This window comes from Streptomyces bikiniensis (assembly GCF_000716625.1).
Classification (GTDB): domain Bacteria; phylum Actinomycetota; class Actinomycetes; order Streptomycetales; family Streptomycetaceae; genus Streptomyces; species Streptomyces bikiniensis.
This window is the reverse complement of record NZ_JNXJ01000029.1, coordinates 1-24,995: the sequence shown is the minus strand read 5'-3', so window position 1 is coordinate 24,995 and position 24,995 is coordinate 1. Positions and strand designations below refer to the sequence as shown.

22 protein-coding genes and 1 pseudogene are annotated in these 24,995 nt (G+C 75.7%); 16 read left to right on the top strand and 7 right to left on the bottom strand.

The window, feature by feature from the left end; genetic code table 11:
- Positions 1 to 8: 8 nt before the first annotated feature.
- The 5 genes from OO47_RS22055 (at position 9) to OO47_RS22035 (ending at position 7,010) form a co-directional block, all read left to right on the top strand.
- Positions 9 to 2,006: an LpqB family beta-propeller domain-containing protein gene (locus OO47_RS22055; protein WP_030218322.1), complete on the top strand. Its 1,998-nt coding sequence runs from the start codon at positions 9 to 11 to the stop codon at positions 2,004 to 2,006.
- Positions 2,003 to 2,962, top strand: coding sequence for a S66 peptidase family protein (locus tag OO47_RS22050; RefSeq protein WP_030218319.1), 960 nt, complete (start codon positions 2,003 to 2,005; stop codon positions 2,960 to 2,962). Before OO47_RS22055 ends, OO47_RS22050 begins: the two co-directional genes overlap by 4 nt.
- A gap of 276 nt (positions 2,963 to 3,238) precedes the next feature.
- On the top strand, positions 3,239 to 5,035 hold the full coding sequence (locus tag OO47_RS22045; RefSeq protein WP_030218318.1) for a CocE/NonD family hydrolase: 1,797 nt from the start codon (positions 3,239 to 3,241) through the stop codon (positions 5,033 to 5,035).
- A 170-nt stretch (positions 5,036 to 5,205) separates the two neighbouring features.
- Complete coding sequence (locus OO47_RS22040; protein ID WP_030218314.1) at positions 5,206 to 5,946, top strand: class I SAM-dependent methyltransferase; 741 nt, start codon at positions 5,206 to 5,208, stop codon at positions 5,944 to 5,946.
- A gap of 194 nt (positions 5,947 to 6,140) precedes the next feature.
- The gene (locus tag OO47_RS22035; protein ID WP_030218311.1) at positions 6,141 to 7,010 is read left to right on the top strand and encodes a D-alanyl-D-alanine carboxypeptidase family protein; all 870 of its coding nucleotides are present in this window, start codon (positions 6,141 to 6,143) and stop codon (positions 7,008 to 7,010) included.
- A 51-nt stretch (positions 7,011 to 7,061) separates the two neighbouring features.
- On the opposite strand, the gene OO47_RS22030 is transcribed toward OO47_RS22035, so the two are convergent.
- Complete coding sequence (locus OO47_RS22030) at positions 7,062 to 8,150, bottom strand: adenosine deaminase (RefSeq protein ID WP_030218308.1); 1,089 nt, start codon at positions 8,148 to 8,150, stop codon at positions 7,062 to 7,064.
- Between the two features lie 77 nt (positions 8,151 to 8,227).
- Positions 8,228 to 8,983: a GntR family transcriptional regulator gene (locus tag OO47_RS22025; protein ID WP_030218306.1), complete on the bottom strand. Its 756-nt coding sequence runs from the start codon at positions 8,981 to 8,983 to the stop codon at positions 8,228 to 8,230.
- Positions 8,984 to 9,254: 271 nt separating this feature from the next.
- Here OO47_RS22025 and OO47_RS22020 point away from each other — a divergent pair, with 271 nt between their 5' ends.
- Both OO47_RS22020 and OO47_RS22015 read left to right on the top strand, forming a co-directional pair.
- A complete protein-coding gene (locus tag OO47_RS22020; RefSeq protein WP_030218304.1) occupies positions 9,255 to 9,605 on the top strand; it encodes a hypothetical protein in 351 nt (116 codons plus the stop codon).
- 273 nt (positions 9,606 to 9,878) lie between these two features.
- Positions 9,879 to 10,484 carry a GNAT family N-acetyltransferase gene (locus tag OO47_RS22015; protein ID WP_051716210.1) on the top strand — a complete coding sequence of 202 codons (606 nt, stop codon included), beginning with the start codon at positions 9,879 to 9,881 and terminating at the stop codon, positions 10,482 to 10,484.
- 39 nt (positions 10,485 to 10,523) lie between these two features.
- Here OO47_RS22015 and OO47_RS22010 read toward each other — a convergent pair whose 3' ends face one another.
- Positions 10,524 to 10,856, bottom strand: coding sequence for a DUF6204 family protein (locus OO47_RS22010; protein ID WP_030218298.1), 333 nt, complete (start codon positions 10,854 to 10,856; stop codon positions 10,524 to 10,526).
- Between the two features lie 189 nt (positions 10,857 to 11,045).
- Between OO47_RS22010 and OO47_RS22005 the strand changes: the two genes are divergently transcribed.
- Positions 11,046 to 13,013: a DUF5107 domain-containing protein gene (locus OO47_RS22005; protein ID WP_030218292.1), complete on the top strand. Its 1,968-nt coding sequence runs from the start codon at positions 11,046 to 11,048 to the stop codon at positions 13,011 to 13,013.
- A 7-nt stretch (positions 13,014 to 13,020) separates the two neighbouring features.
- On the opposite strand, the gene OO47_RS22000 is transcribed toward OO47_RS22005, so the two are convergent.
- Positions 13,021 to 13,857, bottom strand: a complete 837-nt coding sequence (locus OO47_RS22000) for a class I SAM-dependent methyltransferase (protein WP_030218289.1) — start codon at positions 13,855 to 13,857, stop codon at positions 13,021 to 13,023.
- 400 nt (positions 13,858 to 14,257) lie between these two features.
- On the opposite strand from OO47_RS22000, the gene OO47_RS21995 reads away from it, so the two are divergent.
- The 3 genes from OO47_RS21995 to OO47_RS21985 all read left to right on the top strand — a co-directional run bounded on the left by OO47_RS21995 (position 14,258) and on the right by OO47_RS21985 (position 17,982).
- Positions 14,258 to 15,466 carry a sulfite oxidase gene (locus OO47_RS21995; protein WP_030218286.1) on the top strand — a complete coding sequence of 403 codons (1,209 nt, stop codon included), beginning with the start codon at positions 14,258 to 14,260 and terminating at the stop codon, positions 15,464 to 15,466.
- 196 nt (positions 15,467 to 15,662) lie between these two features.
- A complete protein-coding gene (locus OO47_RS21990) occupies positions 15,663 to 16,895 on the top strand; it encodes an aminotransferase class I/II-fold pyridoxal phosphate-dependent enzyme (RefSeq protein ID WP_030218283.1) in 1,233 nt (410 codons plus the stop codon).
- 64 nt (positions 16,896 to 16,959) lie between these two features.
- Positions 16,960 to 17,982, top strand: coding sequence for an MBL fold metallo-hydrolase (locus tag OO47_RS21985; protein WP_033209944.1), 1,023 nt, complete (start codon positions 16,960 to 16,962; stop codon positions 17,980 to 17,982).
- Here OO47_RS21985 and OO47_RS21980 read toward each other — a convergent pair.
- Together OO47_RS21980 and OO47_RS21975 are read right to left on the bottom strand one after the other, a co-directional pair.
- Positions 17,962 to 18,705 carry a DedA family protein gene (locus tag OO47_RS21980; protein WP_078489805.1) on the bottom strand — a complete coding sequence of 248 codons (744 nt, stop codon included), beginning with the start codon at positions 18,703 to 18,705 and terminating at the stop codon, positions 17,962 to 17,964. The genes OO47_RS21985 and OO47_RS21980 overlap by 21 nt on opposite strands.
- Positions 18,702 to 19,475, bottom strand: coding sequence for an MBL fold metallo-hydrolase (locus OO47_RS21975; RefSeq protein ID WP_030218276.1), 774 nt, complete (start codon positions 19,473 to 19,475; stop codon positions 18,702 to 18,704). The genes OO47_RS21980 and OO47_RS21975 overlap by 4 nt, the downstream gene beginning before the upstream one ends.
- 144 nt (positions 19,476 to 19,619) lie before the next feature.
- Between OO47_RS21975 and OO47_RS21970 the strand changes: the two genes are divergently transcribed.
- The 4 genes and pseudogenes from OO47_RS21970 to OO47_RS36955 all read left to right on the top strand — a co-directional run bounded on the left by OO47_RS21970 (position 19,620) and on the right by OO47_RS36955 (position 23,515).
- Positions 19,620 to 20,024 carry a recombinase family protein gene (locus OO47_RS21970; protein ID WP_030218275.1) on the top strand — a complete coding sequence of 135 codons (405 nt, stop codon included), beginning with the start codon at positions 19,620 to 19,622 and terminating at the stop codon, positions 20,022 to 20,024.
- 205 nt (positions 20,025 to 20,229) lie between these two features.
- Positions 20,230 to 22,237: pseudogene (locus OO47_RS21965) on the top strand (phage holin family protein); the annotation flags it as partial.
- A 669-nt stretch (positions 22,238 to 22,906) separates the two neighbouring features.
- A complete protein-coding gene (locus OO47_RS21960; protein ID WP_030218269.1) occupies positions 22,907 to 23,284 on the top strand; it encodes a hypothetical protein in 378 nt (125 codons plus the stop codon).
- Between the two features lie 60 nt (positions 23,285 to 23,344).
- Entirely contained in the window at positions 23,345 to 23,515 is a 171-nt protein-coding gene (locus OO47_RS36955) for a hypothetical protein (protein WP_158708686.1), read from the top strand.
- Between the two features lie 94 nt (positions 23,516 to 23,609).
- Here the strand turns inward: OO47_RS36955 and OO47_RS21955 are convergent, their stop codons facing one another.
- A complete protein-coding gene (locus OO47_RS21955) occupies positions 23,610 to 24,194 on the bottom strand; it encodes a DinB family protein (protein WP_030218266.1) in 585 nt (194 codons plus the stop codon).
- Between the two features lie 283 nt (positions 24,195 to 24,477).
- Here OO47_RS21955 and OO47_RS21950 point away from each other — a divergent pair, with 283 nt between their 5' ends.
- Complete coding sequence (locus tag OO47_RS21950; RefSeq protein WP_030218258.1) at positions 24,478 to 24,900, top strand: hypothetical protein; 423 nt, start codon at positions 24,478 to 24,480, stop codon at positions 24,898 to 24,900.
- The last annotated feature ends 95 nt before the right edge of the window (positions 24,901 to 24,995 follow it).

Sequence of the window (24,995 nt, the reverse complement as noted above, 5' to 3'; positions counted from 1 at the left end):
CGGAGAGCATGGAGACGGCCGCCTACGGCAGCTGGCCCTCGCCCGTCGACGCGGCGCTCGCCGCCGCGCACGACGGACGGCCCGAATACCCGGGCACCGTCGGCGACGAGCTGTGGTGGACCGCGCCACGGCCCGCCGAGGGAGGCCGCCGGGCCCTGGTGCGGCGGCGCGCCGACGGCACGGAGGAGACCGCGCTGCCCGCCCCGTGGAACGTCCGCAGCAGAGTCGTCGAGTACGGCGGACGGCCCTGGGCGGCGGCCGACCGGCCGGAGGGCGGACCGCTCGTGGTGTTCTGCCACTTCCCCGACCAGCGGCTGTACGCGTACGAGCCCGACGCGGGCCCCGGAGCGGAGCCCCGGCCGCTCACCCCCGTCTCCGCCGTCGGCGGCGGACTGCGCTGGGCCGACCCGGTGGTCCACCCGGACCGGGGCGAGGTGTGGTGCGTCCTGGAGGAGTTCACCGGGCCCGCGCCGACCGACGTGCGCCGGGTCCCCGCCGCCGTGCCGCTCGACGGCTCGGCCGCAGGAGACCGCACCGCCGTGCGCGAACTCACCGCCGAACGGCACCGGTTCGTCACCGGCCCCCGGCTCTCCCCGGACGGGACCCGGGCCGTCTGGATCGGCTGGGACCACCCCCGGATGCCGTGGGACGGCACCGAGGTCCTGCTCGCCGAGGTCGCCTCCGACGGCACCTTCCGGGACGCCAGGACCGTCGCCGGCGGACCGGCCGAGTCGATCCCGCAGGCCGACTGGGACGCGGCGGGCCGACTGCTCCTCGTCAGCGACCGCACCGGCTGGTGGAACCTCTACCGGGCCGCGGTCGGCGCTGACGGCGCCCTGTCCGAACCGGTCGCGCTCTGCCCCCGCCCCGAGGAGTTCGGCGGCCCGCTCTGGAAGATCGGACACGGCTGGTTCGCACCCCTGGACAGCGGGCTCGTCGCCGTCGTCCACGGCGTCGGCACCACCGCCCTGGGCGTCCTCGACCCCGAGCGCGGCGACCTCGTCGACGCCGTCGGCCCCTGGACCGAGTGGGCCCCGGCCCTCGCCGTCCACGGCACCCGGGTGACCGGCGTCGCCGCCGGACCGTACGGCTCCCACGAACTGGTCGAGCTGGACACCCGCACCGGCCGCGCCCGTGTGGTCGGCGCCGCGCACACCGACGCCGTCGACCCCGCGTACTACCCCGAGCCCCGCCTCCGCACCTTCACCGGGCCCGGCGGCCGGGAGGTCCACGCCCAGGTGTACCCGCCCCGCCACCCCGCCTTCACCGGACCCGCCGGGGAGCTGCCCCCGTACGTGATCCGGGTCCACGGCGGACCCACCGGGCACGCCCCGCTCGTCCTCGACCTGGAGACCGCCTACTTCACCTCGCGGGGCATCGGCGTCGCCGAGGTGAACTACGGCGGCTCCACCGGCTACGGCCGGGAGTACCGGGAGCGGCTGCGCGAGCGGTGGGGCGTGGTGGACGTGGAGGACTGCGCGGCCGTCGCGACGGCGCTCGCCGCCGAGGGCACGGCCGATCCGGCACGGCTCGCCGTCTGCGGCGGCAGCGCGGGCGGCTGGACGGCCGCCGCCTCCCTCGTCGGCACCGACGTGTACGCCTGCGGCACGATCGTCTACCCGGTCCTCGACCCCCGGGGCTGGGCCACCGGCGAGACCCACGACTTCGAATCCCGGTACCTCGACGGGCTGATCGGCCCCGTCGACCGGTTCCCCGACCGCTACAAGGAGCGCGCGCCCGTCGAGCACGTCGACCGGATCACGGCCCCCTTCCTGCTGCTCCAGGGCCTCGACGACGTCATCTGCCCGCCCGCCCAGGCCGAGCGCCTGCTCGCCCGCGCGGCCGGCCGGGGCGTCCCGCACGCCTACCTCGCCTTCGAGGGCGAGGGCCACGGCTTCCGCGGGGCCGAGGCCCTGACCCGCGCCCTAGAGGCGGAACTGTCCCTGTACGTCAAGGTGTTCGGCCTCGACCGCACGGACGTCCCGGACCTGGAGTACCGCACGTGACCGGCCGCGAGACACGGGAGCCGCTTGCCGTCAAAGCCCTGGAGCGGCCCGCCCGGCTCCGGCCCGGGGCCCGGGTGGCCGTCGTCGCCCCCAGCGGGCCCGTCCCCGAGGAGCGGCTGCGGGCGGGGCTCGACGTGCTGCGCGGCTGGGACCTGGAGCCGGTGGTCGCCCCGCACGTCCTGGACGTGCACCCCGCCCTCGGCTACCTCGCGGGCGCGGACCGGGGGCGGGCCCGGGACCTGACCGAGGCCTGGTGCGACCCCTCGGTCTCCGCCGTGATCTGCGCGCGCGGCGGATACGGAGCCCAGCGCATGGTGGACCTCGTCGACTGGGCGGCGGTCCGGGCGGCCGGACCCAAGGCCTTCGTCGGCTACAGCGACGTCACCGCCCTGCACGAGGCCTTCGCCGTCCGCGCGGGCTTCGCCACCCTGCACGGGCCGATGACCGCCGCGGGCACCTTCCTGTCGGACCCGCGTACACAGGAGTCCCTGCGGGCCACCCTGTTCGAGCCCGAGTCGGTACGGACCCTGGGCTTGGAGACGGCACGGGCCCTCGTGCCGGGCCGCGCCCGGGGCGTGACCCTCGGCGGCTGCGTCAGCCTCCTCGCCGCCGACCTCGGCACTCCGTACGCCCGGCCCTCGGCGCGCGGCGGACTGCTGCTCCTGGAGGACGTGGGGGAGGAGGCGTACCGCCTCGACCGGATCCTCACCCAGCTCCTCCGCTCCGGCCGGCTCGACGGGGTCGCGGGCGTCGGGCTCGGCTCCTGGGAGGAGTGCGGACCGTACGAGGAGGTGCGGGCGGTGCTCGCCGACCGGCTCGGCGGCCTCGGGGTGCCGGTCGTGGAGGAGCTGGGCTTCGGGCACGGCGCGACCGCGCTCACCGTGCCGTTCGGCATACCGGCGGTGCTCGACGCGGACGCGGGGACGCTCACCCTCGACGTACCGGCCCTGCGCTGAGGCCCACGGCCCTTTCGCGGACCAGCCGCCTCCACGAACCGCCCGTCTTCGCGGACCAGCCGCCTCCACGAACCGCCCGTCTTCGCGGGCCGCCCGCCTCCACGAACCGCCCGCCTTCGCGGGCCACCCGTCTTCACCGAATCTCCGTCAACAACCTGTGACGCGCGCGTTGACGAGGCTGTGACGCGTGCCACAGCATGGGCGCGCTGCCCTGGTACTGACCAGTCGGTAGGTCGTCGTGGGCCGCCCGGTGTCGTCCTCAGCGTGGAGGTCCCTGTGTCCCGTGCCGTGCCCAGGTCCCGCAAGCTCCTCGCCCTCGCGACCGGTGCGGCCGCGCTGGCCGCGCCCCTCGCCCTCGCGGCACCGGCCGGCGCCGCGCCCACCGCACCCGCACCCACCGGAGCCGGGGAGGCCGCCGCGTACACCGTCACCCCGCTGAAGTTCACCGTCCGGGCGGGCGGGCGGAGTTGCGCGGTCGACGCCGACCTCTACCGGCCGGCCGGCGTGGACGCCGACCACCCCGCGCCCGCCGTCCTCGCCACCAACGGCTTCGGCGGGAGCAAGGACGACGGCTCCACCGACGCCATCGGCCGGGCCTTCGCCGAGCGCGGCTACGTCGGCCTCGTCTACTCGGGCCTCGGCTTCGGGAAGTCCGGCTGCCTGATCTCCCTGGACGACCCGGAGACCGACGGCCGGGCCGCCTCCCGGCTCGTCGACTTCCTCGCGGGCACCCTGGCCGCCGACGACGGCACCCGCACCGACTTCGTCGCCCGGGACGGCGCGGGCGACCCGCGCGTGGGCATGATCGGCGGCTCGTACGGCGGCGCCGTACAGCTCGCCACCGCCTCCGTCGACCGGCGCCTCGACGCCCTCGTCCCGCTCATCACCTGGAACGACCTGGCGTACTCGCTCGCCCCCAACGCCGCCGACCGCGCCACCCCCGGCGTCTTCAAGTGGCAGTGGGCGAACGGCTTCTACCTCATGGGCGAGGGGCAGCCACTGCTCGTCCCCTCGCTGGACCCCAGCCGGATCAACGCGCTCGGCTGCCTGCACTTCACCACCGACGCCTGCGAGACCGTACGGCTCCTCAACTCCGGCCGCCTGCCCGGGGCCGCGACCGCGAAGATGCTCGCCTACGCCCGCGGCGTCTCCCCTGTCTCCTACCTCGACCGGGTGACCGCGCCCACCCTGATCGTCCAGGGCCAGGCCGACACCCTGTTCAACCTCAACGAGGCGCGGGACACCTACGACCGGCTCCGCGAGCGGGGCGTCGACACCCGCATGATCTGGCAGTCCTGGGGCCACAGCGGAGGGCGGAAGCCGGGCGAACTCGACCTCGCGAACCCGGAGGGGAGTTACGTCGGGCAGCGGATCCTCGCCTGGTTCGACCGGCACCTGCGGAAGGACGCGACCGCGGACACCGGCCCCGCCTTCGCCTGGTACCGGGAGGGGGAGGGCGGCTACGGCACCGCCGACGAGGTCCCCGCCCTCAGCCAGGAGCTGTACCTCTCCGGGAACGGCAAGCTCGTGGACGACCGCGCGAAGGTCGCCCGGGGCTCCCGCACGTACAGCAACTGGCTGATCCCGACCAGTCATTCGGAGTCCTCGCTCGCCGGCACGATCGGGCTGCCCGACCCCCGGCCGTACGACACCCCCGGCACGTACCTCGGCTGGACCAGTGCCCCGCTCACCGCCCCCGTCGACCTGGTCGGCGCCCCGAGGGCCACCCTGAAGGTCGTCTCCCCGGCGACCGAGCGGGTCCAGGGCTCCGGTAACGCCGCCGACAAGCTCGTCCTCTTCGCCAAGCTCTACGACGTGGCGCCCGACGGCACGAAGACCCTGGTCAACCGGCTCGTCGCCCCGGTCCGCGTCCCGGACGCCACCCGCCCGTTCACGGTCGAACTGCCCGGCATCGTCCACCGCTACGAGACCGGCCACCGGCTGGAGTTCGTGATCGCCGCCAGCGACACGGCGTACTCCGGCAACCGTGGCGTCAAGCCGGTGACCGTCGTCAGCGCCCCCGAATCGACGGGAACGCTCTCCCTGCCCCTGGTAAGGGGGAGGGTGGGCTGAGGTCCTCCCTCAAGTCGCCCGCGTCGCAACCACGTTCGTCGTGACGACGGAACGTCCTCGCCATCTTCGTGGCTTCCGCCAGTACGGCCTTCCGGACGGCCGGGGAGAGACTTCCCGCCAGGGGCCGCGGCCTGCCCGAAGGCCGACGCCACGAAGAAGGGAACGGCACGATGGGCGGTCAGCTGTACGACGGGATCGGCGAGGCGTTCGAGGGGTTCAAGGGCCTCCCCCTCGCACGCTACGGCGAGGTGCCCGGTTTCCTCGCCCTCGTCGGGGACGTGAAGGGCAGGTCGGTCCTCGACCTGGCCTCCGGAACCGGCTTCTACAGCCGGGAGCTCAAGCGCCGCGGCGCGTCCGACGTCCTCGGCGTCGACATCTCCGGCGCGATGGTCGACGCGGCCCGGGCCCTGGAGGACGCCGAGCCGCTGGGCGCGCGGTACGAGGTCGGCGACGTCGCGGAGCTGCGCGCCTTCGACGAACCCTTCGACCTCGCGATCGCGGTCCAGCTGTTCAACTACGCCGACAGCGTCGCCACCATCGAGCGGATGTGCCGGAACGTCCACCGCAGCCTCGCGGCCGGGGCCGGGTTCTTCGTCTTCACGCAGAACCCGGACTTCCGTTTCGACGGGCCGTCCCTGGCCAAGTACGGCTTCCTGTGCGAATCGCTGGGCGAGGAGACCGAGATCGGGCCGCGCGAGCGGCTCACCGCCCTCCTCGACCCGCCGATCTCGTTCGAGGCGAACCCGCCCGGCCGCGAGGTCCTGGAGAAGAGCCTGCGGGCGGCCGGGTTCCACGGGATCACCTGGGTGCCCCTGGAGATCTCGGAGGCCGGCGTGCGCGAGTACGGGAAGGAGTTCTGGGCCGACCACGACGCCAACCCGCCGCTGACGATGCTGCGCTGCCACGCCTGACCCCGGGCGGACCCGCGGGCTCCGGGCCGCCCCCGCTCGCGACCGGGGCGGGGCGGCCCGGAATGCGAGGAACTTCACGGCCCCCGCCGTACATCCCCGGAGTTCCTTCGCTCGTCTTCCGTGCGCCGGGCCCGCACGGGCGCCGGAAGGCATCGATCCAAGGGCAGAAGACTTTGAAGACTCCCACACTCGGGGTGCGCAGCGCCGTGACCGTCACGCTCACGGCCTCGGCCGTGCTGGCCGGCGGACTCTTCGCCGGCCAGGCGTACGCCGCACCCGTCGACCCGACGGTCACCGCCCTGGGCGGTTTCATCATGAACGACGGCACGGGCACGACGGTGTACGGGAAGGCCGCCGACACCCGCCGGTCCACCGGCTCCACCACGAAGATCATGACCGCGAAGGTGGTGCTCGCCCAGAAGGGCCTCAACCTCGACGCCAAGGTCACGGTCGACAAGGCCTACAGCGACTACATCGTCGCCAAGAACGCCTCGTCGGCCCGGCTCATCGTCGGCGACAAGGTGACCGTCCGCCAGCTCCTCTACGGCCTCATGCTGCCGTCGGGCTGCGACGCCGCCTACGCCCTCGCCGACAAGTTCGGCACCGGCTCCACGCGGGCGGCCCGGGTCAAGTCGTTCATCGGCAAGATGAACGCCGAGGCCAAGAACCTCGGTATGAAGAACACCCACTTCGACTCGTTCGACGGCATAAGCAACGGGCAGAACTACTCGACCCCGCGCGATCTGACGAAGCTCGCGAGCAGCGCGATGAAGAACACCACGTTCCGCACCGTCGTCGGGACGAAGACCACGACGCAGAAGGTGACCACGAAGTCCGGTGGCTACCGGTACATGTCGTGGACCAACACGAACAGGCTCCTGAGCGAGTACAGCGGCACGATCGGCGTGAAGACCGGCTCGGGCCCGCAGGCCAAGTACTGCCTCGTCTTCGCGGCCACCCGCAACGGCAGGACGCTCATCGGCACCGTGCTGGCCTCGTCGTCCGAGGCGAACCGGACGGCCGACGTCAAGAAGCTGCTGGACCACAACTTCAAGAAGAAGTGATTCCGGGGCGGGCCGGCGCCGTGGCGCGCCGGCCCGCCGCTCCGGACGGCCTCAGAGCGCCGCGTACCCCGGGCGCACGACCTCGTCGATCAGGCGCCGGCGCTCCGGCAGCGGCAGGAACGCGGCCTCCAGGGCGGCGACCGTGAACTCCTCGAAGACCTCCGGGCCGTAGCCGAAGGCGTCCGCCATGTGCTGGAACTCCTCGCTCATGGTGGTGCCGGAGACCAGCCGGTTGTCCGTGTTGAGCGTGATCCGGAAGCCCAGGCGGCGCAGTTCGTCGATCGGGTGCGTCGCGTAGTCCTTCGCCGCGCCCGTCTGGAGGTTGGAGGTCGGGCAGACCTCCAGGGCGATCCGGTTGTCCCGGACGTACGAGGCGAGCCGGCCGAGCGTGCCGTCCTCGGCTATGTCGTCCGTGATCCGTACGCCGTGGCCGATCCGCTCGGTGCCGCAGACCTGCACGGCCTCGTGGATCGACTCCGCGCCGACGGCCTCGCCGGCGTGGATGGTGAAGTGGCAGTTCTCGCGCTTCAGGTGCTGGAAGGCGGGGAGGTGGCGGGCCGGCGGGTTGCCGATCTCGCCGCCCGCGATGTCGAAGCCCGCCACGCCGTTGTCCCGGTGCGCGACCGTGAGCCGCGCGATCTCCAGGGAGCGGTCCGTGTGGCGCATCCCGGTGAGCAGGGTGCGGACGGTGATGCGGCCGCCGGAGCGGCGCTCGCCCTCGCGGAAGCCGTCGTTGACCGCCTCCACGACCTCGTCGAGGGTCAGACCGCCCTCCAGGTGCTGCTCGGGGGCGTAGCGGACCTCGGCGTAGACGACGCCGTCCGCCGCCAGGTCCTCGGCGCACTCGGCCGCGACGCGCGTGAGCGCCTCGCGGGTCTGCATCACCGCGCAGGTGTGGGCGAAGGTCTCCAGGTACCGCTCCAGCGAACCGGAGTCGGCGGCGTCCCGGAACCAGACCGCGAGCTCGGCCGGGTCCTCGGTCGGCAGCGCGGTGTAGCCGCACTCGCGCGCCAGCTCGACGATGGTCGCGGGGCGCAGCCCGCCGTCGAGGTGGTCGTGGAGGACGGCCTTGGGGGCCCGCCGTATCCAGTCGGAGACGGGGGCGGCGGTGGGCGCGGTGAGGTTGTCAGACAAGTGCATGGCGGGGAAGTGTACGCCACGGGGAGGGGGCGCGCCGTGACGGCCCCGACAGGGGCCGGGAGGAGCGCGGGGACCGCTCAGTGGGAGTGCAGCACCGGCAGGGCGGGCGCGCCCGTCGGCAGCGTGTGCTTGGCGGCCAGGACCGGGACCTCGCCGACTCGCACGACCTGGGTGACCAGGACGGCCGGGGTGTCCGCCGGGCGTCCCAGCTGGTCCCCGCGCCGCCGCCCGAGCAGCGTCGCCGTGATGCCGCTGTGCGCGCTCAGGGCCGTCTCGCGCGAGGCCCCGACCAGGACCGAGAGCATGGAGGCGGCGGGACGCCCGCCGGCGTCCGCCTCCCGCAGGGCCCGCGCGAACTCGGGGTGCACCCGGCCGAGGAGGTCGTCGGCCGCCGCCCACTCGTGGCTCAGGGCCGCCGCCGTCCCCTCCCCGGACAGCACGGACTCCCAGAACCGCAGCTCGGCGCGGGCCGGGGCCAGCAGGTGCTGGGCGGTGAAGTCGGTCGGCTCCTCGGCCGTCCGCAGGAGCGCCCGCACGCGGAGCGGTACGCTCCCGCCGATCAGCTCCTCCAGCGGCTGGACCTGCTCGAACCCGCGCCGGGGCGGGCGGTCGTTCACGGTGCGGCCGACCCCGCGCCGCACGGTGAGGACGCCGTCCTCCTGGAGCAGCAGCAGCGCCTCGCGCAGGGCGGGCCGGCTCACGCCCAGCTCGGCGGCGAGCTTCGGCTCGGAGGGGAGCGTGGACCCCGGCGGGTAGGTGCCGTCGTGGACGGCGTCCGCGATCCGCTCGTAGAGCGCCACGACCGGCCGCCGCCGCTGTCCGCCGACCGCCACGGGCCCTCCTCTTCTCGTTGTCGGTCCCGCCTCCGGAACCACGGTAGCCGGGCCACGTTGTCTGACAAGTCACCCGTACGGCTCTCCCCACCGCCATGGCAGGGCCCCGCGCCCCTCATTCTGGTCCCACGGCGGCGGCCGGTACGGACGGCAGGGACAGTACGACGCAGGGACAGTACGACGAGGAGAGGCCCGGAACGATGAGTCCCCAGGACAGGGAACGGACGGCGGACGCGGGCGCGGGCACGTTCCGGCCCGGCGGGAGGCGGAAGTGAGGCGGGCCGCCGCCGTCGGCGCGGGCGCCCTCCTCGCGCTCGCGGCCGTCGCCGCGACCTCGGCGGAGGAAGCCTCCGGGGCCGCGGACGGACCGGGAGAACGGACGGTGCCGGACTTCCTGGGCCTGGGCCTGTGGCGCGTCTTCACCCGTCTGGACCGCCGGACCCGGCTCGACGTCCACGACGTGAGCGGCCGGGACCGGCGGGTGCTCTGGCCCTCGCGCTGGCAGGTCTGCACCCAGTACCCGGAAGCGGGCGCGGACCTCGACCGGCGGACCACCGTCATGATCGGGGTCGTCCGCCGGGGCGAGACCTGCCCGCCCCGCGTCCGCACGGCCCGCCGCTGACCGGGGGCCCCGACCGTACGGCGCGCCGGTCCGGCCTCGCCGGTGGCCGGGCGGGCGGTTCCACCGGCTACCGACCGCCGCCCCCTGGCCGCCGACCGCCAGCCACAGATCGCCGACCGCAGATCGCGGACCGCAGATCGCCGACCGCCGACTGCCCATCGCCGACCGCCGACCGCCGACCGCCGACCGCCGGCACCGGCACCGGCCGCCGGCCGCGGGACGCCGCAGGCCGCCCGGTCCGCCCCGTACGGCCGGTCCGCATAACCTGGCCGCATGTCCGATGCCCCGGGTCCGTACCCCTCCGCCCCGGATCCGTCCTCCGGGAATCCCGGCCCGTACCTCGCCGTCGGCCCCCGCGTGGGTCTGCGGCCCTTCTCGCGGGACGACGCCGGCGAGTTCACCGCCCGTGCCCGCGAGAGCCGGGAGCTGCACCGGCCGTGGCTGTTCCCGCCGTGCACGCCCGAGGCGTACGCCGCCTACGCCGGGACGCTCCTCGGTGACCCGGCGCGCGCCGGGTTCCTGGTGTGCGAGCGCGCGCGGGACGGCCGGATCGCCGGGTTCGTCACCATCAACAACATCGTCCGCGGTGCCTTCCGCAGCGGGGCCCTCGGCTACGGCGCCTTCGCGCACGCCGCCGGGCGCGGTCTGCTCACCGAAGCCCTGGGCCTGGTCCTGGACCACGCCTTCGGGTCCCTCGACCTGCACCGCCTGGAGGCGAACATCCAGCCCGGCAACGCCGCCTCCCGCGCCCTCGTCCGCCGCGCCGGCTTCCGCCTGGAGGGGTTCTCGCCCGCGATGCTGTTCATCGACGGCGCCTGGCGCGACCACGAGCGCTGGGCGATCACGGCACCCGCGACGGCCCCGGAATCCGCGGTGTGAGCCTGCGGCCCGGACCCGGGGCGTGACCGCGCGACGGCCTCAGCGCTTGCGGTTGATCTTCATCGTGTCGAGGTCCGTCACGGTCGAGCGCAGCCCCTTGTAGCCGTGGCCGAGCGCCCTGAGCGCCGTCTCCACCCGGTCCTCCGCGAGCGCGCCCGCCATCTCCTCGCCGTCCTCGGCGTCGGAGACGACGACCAGACGGTACGAGAAGTGCTTCAGCGTCCGGTCGTAGGCCAGCGAGCCCTCCTCCGTGAACTGCATCGCCGCGAGCCCGTGGTCGTCCGCCTCGGCGAGCAGCCGGGACCGGCTCTCCTCCGACAGGCCGTCGAACGTGCCGCGCACGATGACCCGGTAGGTGTGCTGCGTGCCCATTCCCCGTACTCCCTGTGCCTCTGGTGCCACTGCTGCCCGGCCCGCCACGGCGGCGCGCCGACCCGTCACCGTACGACGGCGGGCCCCCGCGCCGCCCGGAATATCCGGCCGCCCCGCCCGTCTGGCCTGCCCGGAGCCCGACGCCGAGAGCCCCTGGTCAGGACGGACCCCACCGTGTTCCATGGGGCGATGACGACCGTACGACGTGCCGTACTGACGCTGCCCGCGGCCCCGTTGGGACCGGACAACCCGCTTCCCGCCCTGCGCGCGCCCGCCCGCGCCGGGGCGCACGCCGTCGACGCGCGGACCCTCGCCGGGCTCCCGCGCGACATGGCCCGGGGCATCGGCCGGGCGCCGCTGCGCAGCCTCCTGCCCGTCCCCGTGCGCGACGGCTACGGCCGCGACCGGGCCCCCGCGGACCTCGACGCGCTCGTGATCGAGAACGACCGGCTCCGGGTCACCGTCCTGCCCGGCCTCGGCGGCCGGATCCACTCCCTCCACCACAAGCCCACCGGCCGCGAGCTGGTCCACCGCAACCCCGTCCTCCAGCCCGCCGCCTTCGCCCTCAACGGCGCCTGGTTCGCCGGCGGCGTCGAGTGGAACACCGGCGCCACCGGCCACGGCGCCCTCTCCTGCTCGCCCCTCCACGCGGCGGCCGTCCGCGCGCCCGACGGCGGCCCGATGCTCCGCCTCTGGGAGTGGGAGCGGCTGCGCGACCTGCCGTTCCAGGTCGACCTGTGGCTCCCGGAGGGCTCCGACTTCCTCCGCGTCGGCGTCCGGATACGCAACCCCCACGAGCGCCCCGCCCCCGTCTACTGGTGGTCCAACACCGCCGTCCCCGAGGACCGGCGGATCCTCGCGCCCGCCGACGAGGCCTGGCACCACGGCTACGAGCGGGGCCTGGACCGCGTGTCCGTACCCGCCGACGACACCGGCACCGACCGCTCGTACCCCCTGAACAGCACCCACGCCGCCGACTGGTTCTACGACCTCCCGGAGGGGCGGCGGCCCTGGATCGCCGCCCTCGGCGCGGACGGCACCGGGCTCGTCCAGACCTCCACCGACGCCCTGCGCGGCCGCAAGCTCTTCGTCTGGGGCACCGGGCGCGGCGGCCGCCGCTGGCAGGAGTGGCTGACCGAACCCGGCACCCCCGGCTACGCCGAGATCCAGGCCGGACTCGCCCGCACCCAGCTGGAGCACCTGGAGCTGGCGGGCGGGGAGGAGTTCAGCTGGCTGGAGGCGTACGGTCCGCTCGCCGCCGATCCCGCCGCCGTACTCGGTGACGACTGGGCGGCGGTCCGCGCGGACGCCGAACGCGCCCTGGACGGCGCCCTGCCCCGGGCCGCCGTCGACGCCGCGTACACCGCCTGGCGGGAGCACGCCGCCGACGGCGAGCCGGAGACGGTCCTCGCGGCCGGCTCCGGCTGGGGCGCCCTCGAAGTCCTGCGCGGGGGGTACGAGCTGCCCGGCACGCCCTTCCCCGAGTCGACGCTCGGCCCGGCGCAGGAGCCGTGGCGCGCACTCCTGCGCACCGGCGTCCTGCCGCCCCCGGCGAAGGGTGCCGGGCCCGGTGCGCCGCTCGTCTCCGCCCCCTGGCGGGACATGCTGGAGACCGCCCCGGCCGACCCCGCCACCGAGTACCACCTCGGCATCGCCCAGTGGCACGCCGGGGACCGAGCCCAGGCGGTACGGAGCTGGGAGCGGGGACTGCGCGGGGCCGGGGTCTCCTGGCCGCTGCTGTACTGCCTGGCCGTGGCCGACCGGGAGGACGGGCACGCGGAGCGGGCCGCCGAACGGTTCGCCGAGGCCTTCGCCGACCACGCGGGCCACGCCGTCTCCGAGGAAGGGGAGGCGGTGGCCGCCGCCCTCGGCCGCGAGGCCGTGACGGCGCTGCTCGACGCCGGCCGGACCGACCGGGCCCGGCAGCTCTGGGCCCGCCTTCCCGACGGGGTACGGGGGAGGGGAGCGTTCCGGCTCCTGGAGGTCCGGATCCTCCTCGCGGAGGGCCGCCCGGACGCGGCCCGTGCCGTCTTCGACGAGGGCTTCGAAGTGGCGGACCTGGGCGAGGGCGCCGAGGTGCTCGGCGAGCTCTGGGCGCGCACCACCGACGAACCCCTGCCGGACGCCTACGAGTTCCGGATGCGCCCGAACCCGTGAGGGGGGATCACGCCACCCGGCACAGGATCTCCCCGTGCGGGACCATGAACCACGCGTCCTCCCGCCCGCCCCACTCCCGCCAGGCCTCCGCGATCGCCGCCAGCTCCCCGGCGGTCGCGTGGCCGCCGGAGACGGCCAGGTCCGCGTAGCCGGAGGCGGTCGTGCGGTCCGCCCACAGGCCGCTCCACCAGGCCCGCTCCCCGGGGGTGGCGAAGCACCAGGTCCCGGCGGTCGCCGTGACGTCCGTGAAGCCGGCCCGCCGGGCCCAGGAGTACAGGCGCCGGCCCGCGTCCGGTTCGCCGCCGTTGGCGCGCGCCACCCGGTGGTACAGCTCCAGCCACCCGTCCAGGACGGGCAGTTCGGGGAACCAGGCGAAGGCCCCGTAGTCGCTGTCCCGGGCCGCGACGATCCCGCCGGGGCGGCACACCCGCCGCATCTCGCGCAGTGCGGCGACCGGGTCCCCGACGTGCTGGAGCACCTGGTGGGCGTGGACGACGTCGAAGGAGTCGTCGGGGAAGTCCAGGGCGTGGACGTCGGCCACGGCGAACCGGACGTTCTCCAGGCCGCGTCCGTCCGCGACGGCGCGGGCCTTCACCAGGACGTCCTCGGCGGCGTCGACCCCGGTCACGCGGCCCGGCGCGACAAGGGCGGCCAGGTCGGCGGTGATGGTGCCGGGCCCGCAGCCCACGTCCAGGACGTCCAGCCCCGCCCGCAGCGCGGGCAGCAGGTAGGCGGCGGAGTTGACGGCGGTCCGCCAGCTGTGCGAGCGCAGGACCGACTCGTGGTGGCCGTGCGTGTAGACGGCGGTCTCGTGGGCCGCGGGCGGTGTGGAGGCGTGCGTCATGGAACCGGCTCCCTCGGTGTGGGCGGATGCCCTCACGGTATGCGCCACGGCCGAATGGTGAGACCCATGTCTTGAATTGTGGACAGAGGTCCACCTCGACAGGGCGCGTCGGCAAAGGAGTTCCTCCAAGGGCCGACCGCCGGAGCGGCCGTGCACGGCGGCGGAGGCGACCGGGTCCGCGGGGAGCGCCGCACGGATCGGCGTGCCGCGCGTCCCGCGCCCGGCCCCTCTCCGCCGACCTTGCATTCTCCGGTCCTCACCGGAAAGCGCCCTCACGTCTGCCAGGCCCCGCAGGCCCTCTGTGACAGGCCTGTGAACGGACCGTTCGAACGCGTCCCGTGCCCCTAGGATCGGCGCGCCGCCCGTTCGGCCCTCCCCCTTCCTTCCGCCGAGGAGACCCGTGCCGTACTCGCCCGTGCCCGCCCGCCGCTCCCTCCTGAAGCTGCTCGCCGCGAGCCCTGCGGTCTCCGCCCTCGGCGGGCTCGCCGCCGCGGCCCCCGCGCACGCGGCCGCGGCGGGGCCCGCCGCGCCCGGGATCGTCAAGGCGCTCCCCGCCGAGCACTTCACCGTCCGGGGCACCAACGCCGAGGCCCGGTTCGACGCCTTCGCGGACACCGGGTACCTCACCCCCGCCGACCGCTTCTTCGTCCGCAACCACACCTCCACCCCCGTCCTCGACGCCCGCGACTGGCGCCTGACGCTCTGGGGCGACGGGCTCCACGGCCGCCGCCCCTTCCACCTCACCTACGGGCAGCTGCGCGACCTGCCGTCCGTCACCCGTACGGCCCTCATCGAGTGCGCCGGCAACGGCCGCGGCTTCTACACGAGCCAGCAGGGCGAGGCCGTCAGCGGCACCGCCTGGACCCTGGGCGCCGTCGGGGCCGCCCGCTGGCGCGGCGTCCGCCTCGCCGACGTGCTCCGGCGCGCCGGACTCGCCCGCGACGCCGTCGCCGTCCAGCCGCGCGGCCTCGACGACCCGTACGTCTCCGGCGGCGTCGACTACGGCCGGGTGCGCCGCCCGCTGCCGCTCGCCAAGGCCCTGGACGACGTGATCCTCGCGTACGAGATGAACGGCGAGCCCCTTCCGTACGACCACGGGCACCCGGTCCGGCTCGTCGTGCCCTCCTGGATCGGCATCGCCTCCGTCAAGTGGCTCGGCGACATCGAGGTCTCCACCCGCCCCCTGGCCTCGCCCTGGTCCACCGACTGGTACCGCCTCTTCGGCGAGGCCCACCCCGAGGGCGGCAGCGCCCCGCTCGGGCGCCAGACCCTCAAGTCCGGCTACCAGCTCCCCCTCGGGGCCACCCTGGAGGCCGGGCGCGTCCACCGGCTGACCGGCCGCGCCTGGTCCGCCCTCGCCCCCGTGCGGAAGGTGGAGGTCTCCACCGACGGCGGCGCCCACTGGCGCCCGGCCCAGCTCCACGACGTCCCCCGGCGCGACGGCTGGGTCCGCTGGAGCGCCCCCTGGCGCCCGGACCGCCCCGGGCAGGCCACCCTGCTCTCCCGCGCCACCGACGCCGCCGGGAACACCCAGCCCGAGCGGGCCGTCCACAACACCCAGGGCTACCTGTTCGGCGCGGCTGTACGCCACCCCGTCACCGTCGCCTGAGCCCGTCCCGGAGCGACGCCTTCCCCCGGGCCGCGAACCGCCCCGGGGCGGGCACCCCTCCCCGGGGCGCGAACCGCCCCGGGCAGGCGCCCGTCCCTCGGACCGCCCCCAGAAGCGGCGGAACCGTCCGAACCTCCGTATAAAGGGCACGAGGGTGCCGTGCCCGGCGCCCCCGTGCGCTCAGGAGGTACGGGACATGCCGCAGAAGGCTCCGGAAGGGCGCGGCCCGGTGCGCTACGGTCCCCCCGCCCCCGACACCGGCCTGCCCGTCCCGCCCGTGCTCGCCGGCCTCCTCTCCGCCGCCGCCGGACGCACCGACCCCGAGCCGCCCGGCGGCGGCCCCGTCCTGCGCGAGGCCGCCGCCGGACACTGGTGGCGCCGGGGCCTGCGCACCCACCCCGAGGACGTGGTCGCCGCCCCCGGCGCCCCCGCCCTCCTCCTGGCCCTCATAGCCGCCCACGGCGGCGACCTCCTGCTGCCCCGGCCCTGCCCCGCCTGGTGGGCCCCGCAGGCCCGGCTCCTCGGCCGCCCCGCGTACCACGTGCCCACCCCCGCCGAGTGCGGCGGCGTCCCCGACCCGTACGCCCTCCTGGAGACCGTCCGGCGCGTCCGCGCCGAGGGCGGCCACCCCCGCGTCCTGCTGCTCTCCGTCGCCGACGACCCCACCGGCACCGTCGCCCCGCCCGAACTCGTCCGCGAGGCCTGCGAGGCCGCCGTCGCCGAAGGACTCCACGTCGTCAGCGACGAGACCTGGCGCGACACCCGCCACGACCCGCACGGCACCGTCCTCGTCAGCCCCGCCGAGATGTGCCCCGACGACGTCACCGTCCTCAGCGACCTCGGCGGCGCGCTCACCCCCGCCGCCTGGCCCTGCGCCGTCGCCCGCTTCCCGCCCACCGACCCCTCCCGCGCCGACCGCTGGACCGACCCCCGCGCCCGCGTCCTCGACGTCCTCACCGCCCTCGGCTCCGTCGTCCCCGGCCCCCTGGCACCCGCCCTCGCCCACGCCCTCGACGAACCCGAGGACGTCACCGCACCGGCCCGCCGCGCCGCCGCCGTCCACGGCCGCCTCGCCGGAGCCGCCCACCGCGCCGTCCTCGCCGCCGGAGCGCTCTCCCTGCCCCCGCAGGCCGGCCGCCACCTCTACGCCGACCTCGGACCGCTGCGGGACGGCCTCCCCGCCCGGGGCGTCACCGACTCCCTGGAACTGGAGTCCCTCCTCACCGAACGGCTCGGCGCCCCCGCGGCCGGCGGTCACCGCTTCGGCGACGAACTGGGCGCCCTCCGGGTCCGCTTCGGCACGCGCATGTTCCTGGGAACCACGGGGGAGGAGCGGACCGAGGCCCTGGGGGCCGAGGACCCCCCGGAGCTTCCCCGGGTGGCCCGGGCCCTCGCGGACTTCGGCGCGGCGCTGGAGGAACTCCGGTGACCCCGGCCGCCCGCCGACGCCCCACGAGCCCGCCATGAAGCGCCGAGCGGAACGGAGCCCGCAGATGACCGAACGGACGGCAGCCGCCCCGTACGAGACCGACCGTGCCACGGCCCCCGCACCCGCCCTCCAGCCCGTCGGACGGCTGCGGTACGACTGGCCCCGCACCTTCGCCGACCGGCTCACCACCCCCCTCCCCGGCGTCCGGTCCATGGCCCGCCTCGCCCGCGAAGGAGCCGTGCGCCCCCGCCCCGAAGGGCTCCGGGACGTCCCCCTGCTCCCCTTCGAGCCCGGCCCGGTCCCGCCCGCCGGGCCCGACACCCTCGCCGTCACCTGGGCCGGACACGCCAGCTGGGTGGTGCGGATCGGCGGCCTCACCGTCCTCACCGACCCGGTCTGGTCCCGCCGCATCCTCGGCACCCCCGCCCGGCTCACCCCCGTCGGGGTCCGCTGGGAGGACCTGCCGCGCGTCGACGCCGTCGTCATCAGCCACAACCACTTCGACCACCTCGACGCCCCCACCCTGAAACGGCTGCCCCGCGACACCCCCGTCTTCGTCCCGGCAGGCCTCGGCCGCTGGTTCACCCGCCGCCGGTTCACCCGCGTCACCGAACTCGACTGGTGGGAGGCGGCCGAACTCGGCGGCGTCCGCTTCGACTTCGTCCCCGCCCACCACTGGTCCAAGCGCACCCTCCTGGACACCTGCCGCTCCCTGTGGGGCGGCTGGGTGCTCACCGACCGCTCCGGACACCGCGTGTACTTCGCCGGGGACACCGGATACGGCCACTGGTTCGCCGAGATCGGCCGCCGCCACCCGGGCATCGACCTGGCGCTGCTCCCGATCGGCGCCTACGACCCGCGCTGGTGGCTCCGCGACGTCCACACCGACCCCGAGGAGGCCGTCCGCGCCCATCAGGACCTGGGGGCCCGGCGGATGGCGCCCATGCACTGGGCCACCTTCGTGCTCTCCTGCGAGCCCGTCCTCGAACCCCTCACCCGGGTCAGAGCCGCCTGGGAGAAGGCCGGCCTCGCCCGCGAGGACCTGTGGGACCTGCCGATCGGCGGCTCACGGGTGCTCGTGCCGTGACCCGCCCGGCGCCCCGGAGGCCGGGGTTTCAGGGGCCGGGGCTCCGGAGGCAGGTCCTCCGGAAGCCGGAGCTCCGGAGGCGGGCGCTCCGGAGCGCGTCCCCCGCACCCGCCGCCACAGCGCCGGAACCGCGCTGATCAGCACCGTCAGGGCCACCGCCGCCACGACCCCCTGCCAGGGCTCCGGGAAGAGCGAACCGCCCAGGATCCCGATCAGCTGGTACGTCGCCGCCCACGCCAGGCAGGCCGCCGCGTCCCCCCGGACGAAACGGCGCAGCGGCATCTCCGCGAGCAGGCACGCCAGCATCACCGGGATCCGCCCCGCCGGCACGAGCCGGGACAGGACGAGCACCGACACCTGGTGCGCGTCGAGCCGCTCCCGCGCGTGCGCCAGCCGCTCGGGCGGGGCCCGGCCCTCCAGCGCGGCCAGCCACCGCGAGCCCTTGTCGGAGTGCACCCCGCGCCGCCCCAGCCAGTACAGCGCCGCGTCCCCGAGGCACGCGGCGAACGCCGCCACCAGGAAGACGAAGAGCAGCGACAGCGGCGAGGTCTGGTGGAAGGCCACCACCGCCGCCGAACTGACGATCGCGCCCGTCGGCACCACCGGCACCAGCGCGCCGAGCGCCACGAGCAGGAACAGCGAGGGATAGCCGACCGCCTGCTGCGTGGACTCCGGCGGCAGCTCGCCCACCACCTCGGCGAACCGGGCGATCCCGTCGCTCACCGGGCGACCTCCGGCCGCACCCGCTCGCCGTGCCCCAGCCGGTGCACCGCCACCTTCGGCGCCAGGCGCGCCGCGTGCCGCACGAACTCGTCCCCCGGGGAGTGGAACTCGTGCGGCCGGACCCCGTCGAGCCCGATCGGCCAGTACGTGCCGTAGTGCACCGGCACCGCCGCCGCCGGGGACAGCTCCGCGAGCGCCTCGGCCGCCCGGCCCGCGTCCAGATGGCCCGGCCCCAGGTACGGGCCCCAGCCGCCGACCGGGAGCAGCGCCACGTCCACCGGGCCCACCGCCTCCGCCATGCCGTCGAAGAGGCCGGTGTCCCCGGCGAAGTACGTCCGCGCCTCGCCCTCGACGACGTACCCGAGCGCGGGCGCCCGGTGCGGCCCCACGGGCAGCCGCCGCCCGTCGTGGAGCGCCGGGACGGCCCGTACCGTCACGCCCTCCACGGTCACCTCGTCGCCCGCCGCCACTTCGGTGAGCCGCAGCCCGGCCCGCTCCAGCCGGCGCAGCCCCGGCACGGCGGCGGGGGCCCCGCGCGGCACCAGGAGCCGCGTCCCGGGCGCGAGCCGCGCGAGCGACGGCAGGTGCAGGTGGTCGGAGTGCAGGTGCGAGACGAGGACCGCCTCGGCGGACGCGGCCTCGGGCGGCGGCGGGGCGCCGCGGCGGCGCCGCAGGTGGGCGAGCCGCCGTGCGAACAGCGGATCGGTGAGGAAGCGGACCCCGGAGTCCTCGACCGTGCAGGTCGCGTGACCCCACCAGGTGACCTCCACCGCGTGCCGCCTTCCGTCCGTCTCCGGCCCGTTTCCGGGCCGCTCCGTGCCCTCGTACCCTGCCGTACCCCCGTAACGAGGGTAGATGTCCAGAGCGGGCGCCGGAGGATGTTCGGCCGCACCTTCCCGCAGTAGGGTCCCTCCATGGACGACGTTCGGGTGGCGGCGATCGCCAGCCTCACCCCGCTCGAAGAGCTCGACAGCGAACCCTTCCTCGTCGACACGCGCGCCCAGCACGCGGTGTGCGCGCGCTGGGCCGAGGACAACGGGTACGTGATCGCCCGCCAGCTGCTGTTCTACGGCATCCGGCCCGACCACGAGGCACTGTGGGCGGACGTGGAGGCCGGCGCGGTCGACCTCTTCGTCGCGGCCAGCGAACGGGTCCTCGGCCGCGCGCTGACCTCCGTGTCCGGCTTCCGCGCCGAGTGCGAGCGGCGCGGGGTGCGCCTGGAGACGGTCTGTCCCGACGAACCGGTGTACGACGCGGCGGCCAAGGCCGGGGTGCACCGGCGGCTCTCGATGCCCACCGCCGGGTACGACGGCTCCTGACCCCGCCGGGCCCCGCCCGCCTTCCTCCGGTCCCGCCGTGGGCGTTGTGACACGCTTGGGGCAGGAACGGCTGAAAGGCGAGGCGGGCGTGGGTGACGGGCGAGGGGGCGGCGCCGACCGCCGGCGGTCGGAGACGGGGCGGCGGTCCGGGAGCGACCGGCGGGTCGCCGGGGGCTGGCGGGCCGCGGGAGGCGCGCTGGGGCGCGTGATCGCGGTCTGGGCGGTGTCCACGCTCACCCTGCTCCTCCTCGCGGGACTGCTCCCCGCCTTCCAGCTGCAGTCCCCCGACGGGGACAGCCTCACCCGCACCGCGATCACCGCCGCCTGGGCGGCCGGCGCCTTCGGCCTGCTCGGCGCGCTCGTGTGGCCCCTCCTCGTACGGGCCCTGCTGCTCGTCCCGGCCCTCGTCCTCGGCCTGCTCGGCTTCTTCCTCAACGGCTCGCTGCTGCTCGTCGCCCTCTGGGTCACCCCCGACGGGCGCGGCGCCGCCGACCCCGAGACCGCCGTCGTGGTCGCGGCCGTCATGTCCGCCGTCGCCTCCGCCACCTCCACGGCCCTCGCCGTCCGCGACGACGACGCCTACCGGCGCCGCCTCTACCGGCTCACCGGCCGCACCCGGGCCCGCGCCCCCGGCGACCCGGCGGACGCCGTCCCCGGCACCGTCTTCCTCCAGCTCGACGGCGTCGGCCACCGCGTGCTGCGCGACGCCGTCGCCGCCGGACTCATGCCGACCGTCGCCGCCTGGCTGGAGGCCGGACACCGGCTCACCCCCTGGCGCACCGACTGGTCCAGCCAGACCGGCGCCAGCCAGCTCGGCATCCTGCACGGCTCCAACGAGGACGTGCCCGCCTTCCGCTGGTACGAGAAGGACACCGGCCGGCTCATGGTGTCCAACCGCCCGGCCAGTGCCGTCGAACTCCAGCGGCGGGCGGTGCGCCGCACCGGCGACGGCGGGCTCCTCTCCTACGACGGGGCCTCCCGGGGCAACCTCTTCAGCGGCGGCGCCGAACAGGTCGCCCTGGTCCTGTCGGTGGCCGCCCGCCGAGGCCGGCGCAACCGCTCACGGGCCGGCTACTTCGCGTACTTCTCCGACCCGGCCAACACGGTCCGCACCGCCGGGTCGTTCGTCACCGAGTGCGTCCGCGAGGTGTGCCAGTCGACGCGGGCCCGGCTGCGCCGCGAGACCCCCAGGATCTCGCGCGGCGGCACGTACCCCTTCGTCCGCGCCTTCGCGACGGTCGTGGAGCGGGACGTGGTGGTCGCGGCCGTGATGGGGGACATGCTGGCGGGCCGGACCGCCGTCTACGCCGACCTCGTGGCGTACGACGAGGTGGCCCACCACTCCGGCCCGCACGGCCGGGACGCCGACCAGGTCCTGCGCCGCCTCGACCGCGCGATCGCGCTGATCGCGGACGTCGCCGGGCACGCCCCGCGCCCGTACCGGATCGTGCTCCTCTCCGACCACGGGCAGAGCCCCGGCGAGACCTTCGAGGCGGTGTACGGCCTGACGCTCAAGGACCTGGTGAGGGCCGGGTGCGGGCTGCCCGTGCCGCGCCGGGTACGGCGCACCCGCAGCGGTTCGGAGGCGCGGGACGCGGCCAGGGACGCGCTGCGCAGCGCGCTGCACCGGCCGCTCGACGAGGGCGACGAGACGGCGCGGGAGCTGCCCGCCAAGCCCTCCGAGCCGGTGGTCCTCGCCTCCGGCAACCTCGGCCTCGTCTCCTTCCCCGACGTGCCGCACCGGATGACCCGGGAGGAGATCGACCGGCGCCACCCGGCCCTGCTCCGCACCCTCGCCCACCATCCGGGCGTCGGCTTCGTCCTCGTGGCGAGCGCCGAGCACGGCTCGGTGGTCCTGGCCGGTGACGGGACCGAGGTCCCGGTCGCCGAGCTGACCGACGACGGACCGCTGGCCGTGTACGGACCGGGCGCGGCGCGGGCCGTGCGGCGCACGGACGGCTTCCCGCACGTCGCGGACATCATGGTCAACTCCATGTACGACCCCGGGACCGGCGCCGTGCACGCCTTCGAGGAGCAGATCGGCTCGCACGGCGGCCTCGGCGGCGAGCAGTCGGAGCCCTTCCTGCTCTCGCCGCCGGAACTCTCCCCGCCGGTGGGGGAGGGGGAGGAACTGGTCGGCGCGGAGCAGGTCCACCGGGTCCTGCGCCGCTGGCTGCGGGAGTCCTCGGGCCCACAGGTACCGGTGGGGCTCCAGGCGCCGGTGGAACTCCCGGAGGCGACGGGACCGCCGGAGGCGGCGGGGCCTCCACCACTCCCGTCCCGACCGGAACCACACCGTCCGGCGGACGGGCGGACCGGCGCCCCGGAGGGAGGCCCGGCCGGTGCACCGGCCGACACGCCGACCGGCGCCCGGGTTGACGACCCGGCCGACGCCCGGGCCGACCAGCCGGCCGCCGCCCCGGCCGACGGAGCAGCCGACGGGCCGGTAGGTGCCCCGGCCGGCGGTTCGGGCGGCGATCCGACCGACACGCCGACCGACGCCCCGGTCAACGGAGCAGCCCGCGGTTCGGGCGGCGATCCGGTCGATGCCCCGGTTGACGAACCGACCGACGCCCTGGCCGACGGAGCAGCCGCCGCCCCGGTCAACGGAGCAGCCCGTGGTTCGGGCGGTGCCCCGACCGACGCCACAGTCCGCGGCTCTGCCGACGGTACGGTCCATGGCCCTGCCGACGGACCCCTCGACGGACCCGCCGGAACCCCCGTCTCCGGCCCCCTCCACGGGCCGTCCGTCCGCGACGAGAAGCGCTGATCCGGGCGTGACCGCCGGGGCGGTGAATCCCGGAGGCCGGGCGTAGGCCGCCCGGGCGGATCTCGGGCCCCGGGCGCCGCGCCGGGACCCGCGCGGGGCAGTACGGATCTCCGTGAGCCCCGCGCCCGAGCCGACCGCAGTGCCCGCCGCCCCGGCGGGCCGCCGGGCGCGCCCGGGCCGGCACCGCTGGGTCGTCGTCCTCCTGGTCCTTGCCGCGCTGTGCGGCGCCGGGGGCCCGGCCCTGCTCTCCGGCACCTCCCCGCTTCCCGCAGCGGCCTCGGTCCCGGCCCCCGACCCGGTCGGCGAGACCCACGACCAGGCCGCCGAGGCCGGGTTCCCGGGCCGTACGCGACGGCACCGCACCGGCCTGCGCCCCACCGGGCCCCGGCGCCGGAACCGCGCACACCGGAGGCGTCGCCGGAGCCCGCTCCCCGCCCCCGTACCCGCTCCGCGCGGGGACGCCCTCCGGTGCGTGGTGATGCGCTGCTGAGAGGCCCCGACCTCACCGCAGCCCCCATCACCCACCCTTCGCACCGCGAGGAGTTTCGCCATGCCCGTCGATCCGTTCGCCGTCCTCCACGCCCTGATGCGGGCCGAGGCCTCCCGGGCCCGCCGCGCCGACCGCGCCGCGCCCGAACCCGAACCCGGCGCCCCGACCCCGGCCCCCGCCCCCGCCCCCGCTCAGGAGCCGCCCACCTCCCGGAGCGAATCCGTCCGCTGACCCCGGGAACGGCTCGACGCGGGCCCGGCGCCGTCCGATGCCCGGCCCGCCGGACCCGCGTCCGCCCCCACCGCCGAACGCCCCGGCCACAGCGTCAGGAACTCGCCGGGACGGCCGCCCTGGCGGCCCGCTCGATCTTCGCGAAGTGGGCCGCACGGGCTTCCTCGTCGATCTGCGTCTCGTGTTCGGGCCGCATCCCGGTTCGGCCGTCGACGTTTTCGCGCAGGATGTCGGCGTGTCCGGCATGCCGGTTGGTCTCGCCGAGAACGTGGACCATGACGGCGAACAGGTTCGTGTGGGAATGGGGTTCCGGCCACCACGGCACGTGGCCGGGGGCGTCGAGGGGAAGCGCGTCGATCGTCGCGTCCGAGTGCTCCCACGTGCGCCGGTAGAACCCGACGATCTGATCGCGGGTCTCGTCCTCGGCCGCCCACAGATCGCTGCCGTCGTGGTCCTGCCACCGGGGCAGCGGTTCCGGGGAAGGACGGTCGAAGACCTCGCCGAAGTACCTGGCTTCGACACCGGCCACATGCTTGACCAGGCCGAGGAGGTTGGTCCCGGTCGCCGTCAGAGGCCGGCGCGCGTCGTATTCGGACAGGCCGTCGAGCTTCCAGAGCAGCGCCGCACGATCCCGCCGCAGTCTTCCGTGCAGGTTGTTCTTCGCGAAGTCGTCGATCATGCGGTACGAGCCTGCCACGGGCTGCTCGTGGCCTCAAGATCCCGTACGCGCTCCGCAACGACCGGCGGAGCCGTGAGCCGGTCCCGGTCGGGGACGTGTCCTGATGTCCGCCGAACGAGGGGGGGCCGCATTACCTCCCACGTCATCGACCCCCCGCCCGCCGCCCGGCATGCTCGTTCGTACCGGGACCCGGGCGGCGCACTCCGTCCGGGCTCCGGGCCCACGACCAGCACGAACGCCCGGCACGAACGTCCGGTACGAACGCCCCGGAAGGTGATCCGCCATGTCCCAGTCCCAGGTCCTGTCCGCCGGCCCCGCCCGCGCCACCCGCACCCACACGGCGCTGCGCCGCTTCCTCGCCCTCGACGCCGTCGTCACCGGGGCCAACGGCGTCGCCTACGCCGCCGCCTCCCGCCCCCTCGGCGAACTCCTCGGGATCGACGCGGGCCTGCTGTTCGAACTCGGCCTGTTCCTCGTCGTGTTCGCCGCCGGGGTCGGCTGGCTAGCGAGCCGGCCGCAGCCCCCGGCCACCGTCGTGAAGCTCGTCGTCGACGCCAACCTCCTGTGGGCCGCCCTGAGCGTCGTCGCCCTGGTCGCCTGGCTGGAGCCGACCACCGCCGGACTGGTGTGGACACCGCTCCAGGCGGCCACCGTCGCCGGGTTCGCTGCACTCCAGTGGACCGCCCTGCGGTCCGTCAGCCGCTAGGTTCTGTCGTCAAATGTCACGCCCACATCAGGAGTGATGCGAGGGTGACGGCTGCTTCGTAGGACTGGGCGGTTTTGTCGTAGCGGGTGGCGATG

Bases quoted from the DNA above. Each gene is read 5' to 3' on its own strand.
- OO47_RS22055 (WP_030218322.1), top strand. From the start codon at position 9: ATGGAGACGGCCGCCTACGGCAGCTGGCCCTCGCCCGTCGACGCGGCG.
- OO47_RS22040 (WP_030218314.1), top strand. From the start codon at position 5,206: ATGGGCGGTCAGCTGTACGACGGGATCGGCGAGGCGTTCGAGGGGTTC.
- OO47_RS22030 (WP_030218308.1), bottom strand. From the start codon at position 8,150: ATGCACTTGTCTGACAACCTCACCGCGCCCACCGCCGCCCCCGTCTCC.
- OO47_RS22015 (WP_051716210.1), top strand. From the start codon at position 9,879: ATGTCCGATGCCCCGGGTCCGTACCCCTCCGCCCCGGATCCGTCCTCC.
- OO47_RS22010 (WP_030218298.1), bottom strand. From the start codon at position 10,856: ATGGGCACGCAGCACACCTACCGGGTCATCGTGCGCGGCACGTTCGAC.
- OO47_RS22005 (WP_030218292.1), top strand. From the start codon at position 11,046: ATGACGACCGTACGACGTGCCGTACTGACGCTGCCCGCGGCCCCGTTG.
- OO47_RS22000 (WP_030218289.1), bottom strand. From the start codon at position 13,857: ATGACGCACGCCTCCACACCGCCCGCGGCCCACGAGACCGCCGTCTAC.
- OO47_RS21990 (WP_030218283.1), top strand. From the start codon at position 15,663: ATGCCGCAGAAGGCTCCGGAAGGGCGCGGCCCGGTGCGCTACGGTCCC.
- OO47_RS21985 (WP_033209944.1), top strand. From the start codon at position 16,960: ATGACCGAACGGACGGCAGCCGCCCCGTACGAGACCGACCGTGCCACG.
- OO47_RS21970 (WP_030218275.1), top strand. From the start codon at position 19,620: ATGGACGACGTTCGGGTGGCGGCGATCGCCAGCCTCACCCCGCTCGAA.
- OO47_RS36955 (WP_158708686.1), top strand. From the start codon at position 23,345: ATGCCCGTCGATCCGTTCGCCGTCCTCCACGCCCTGATGCGGGCCGAG.
- OO47_RS21955 (WP_030218266.1), bottom strand. From the start codon at position 24,194: ATGATCGACGACTTCGCGAAGAACAACCTGCACGGAAGACTGCGGCGG.
- OO47_RS21950 (WP_030218258.1), top strand. From the start codon at position 24,478: ATGTCCCAGTCCCAGGTCCTGTCCGCCGGCCCCGCCCGCGCCACCCGC.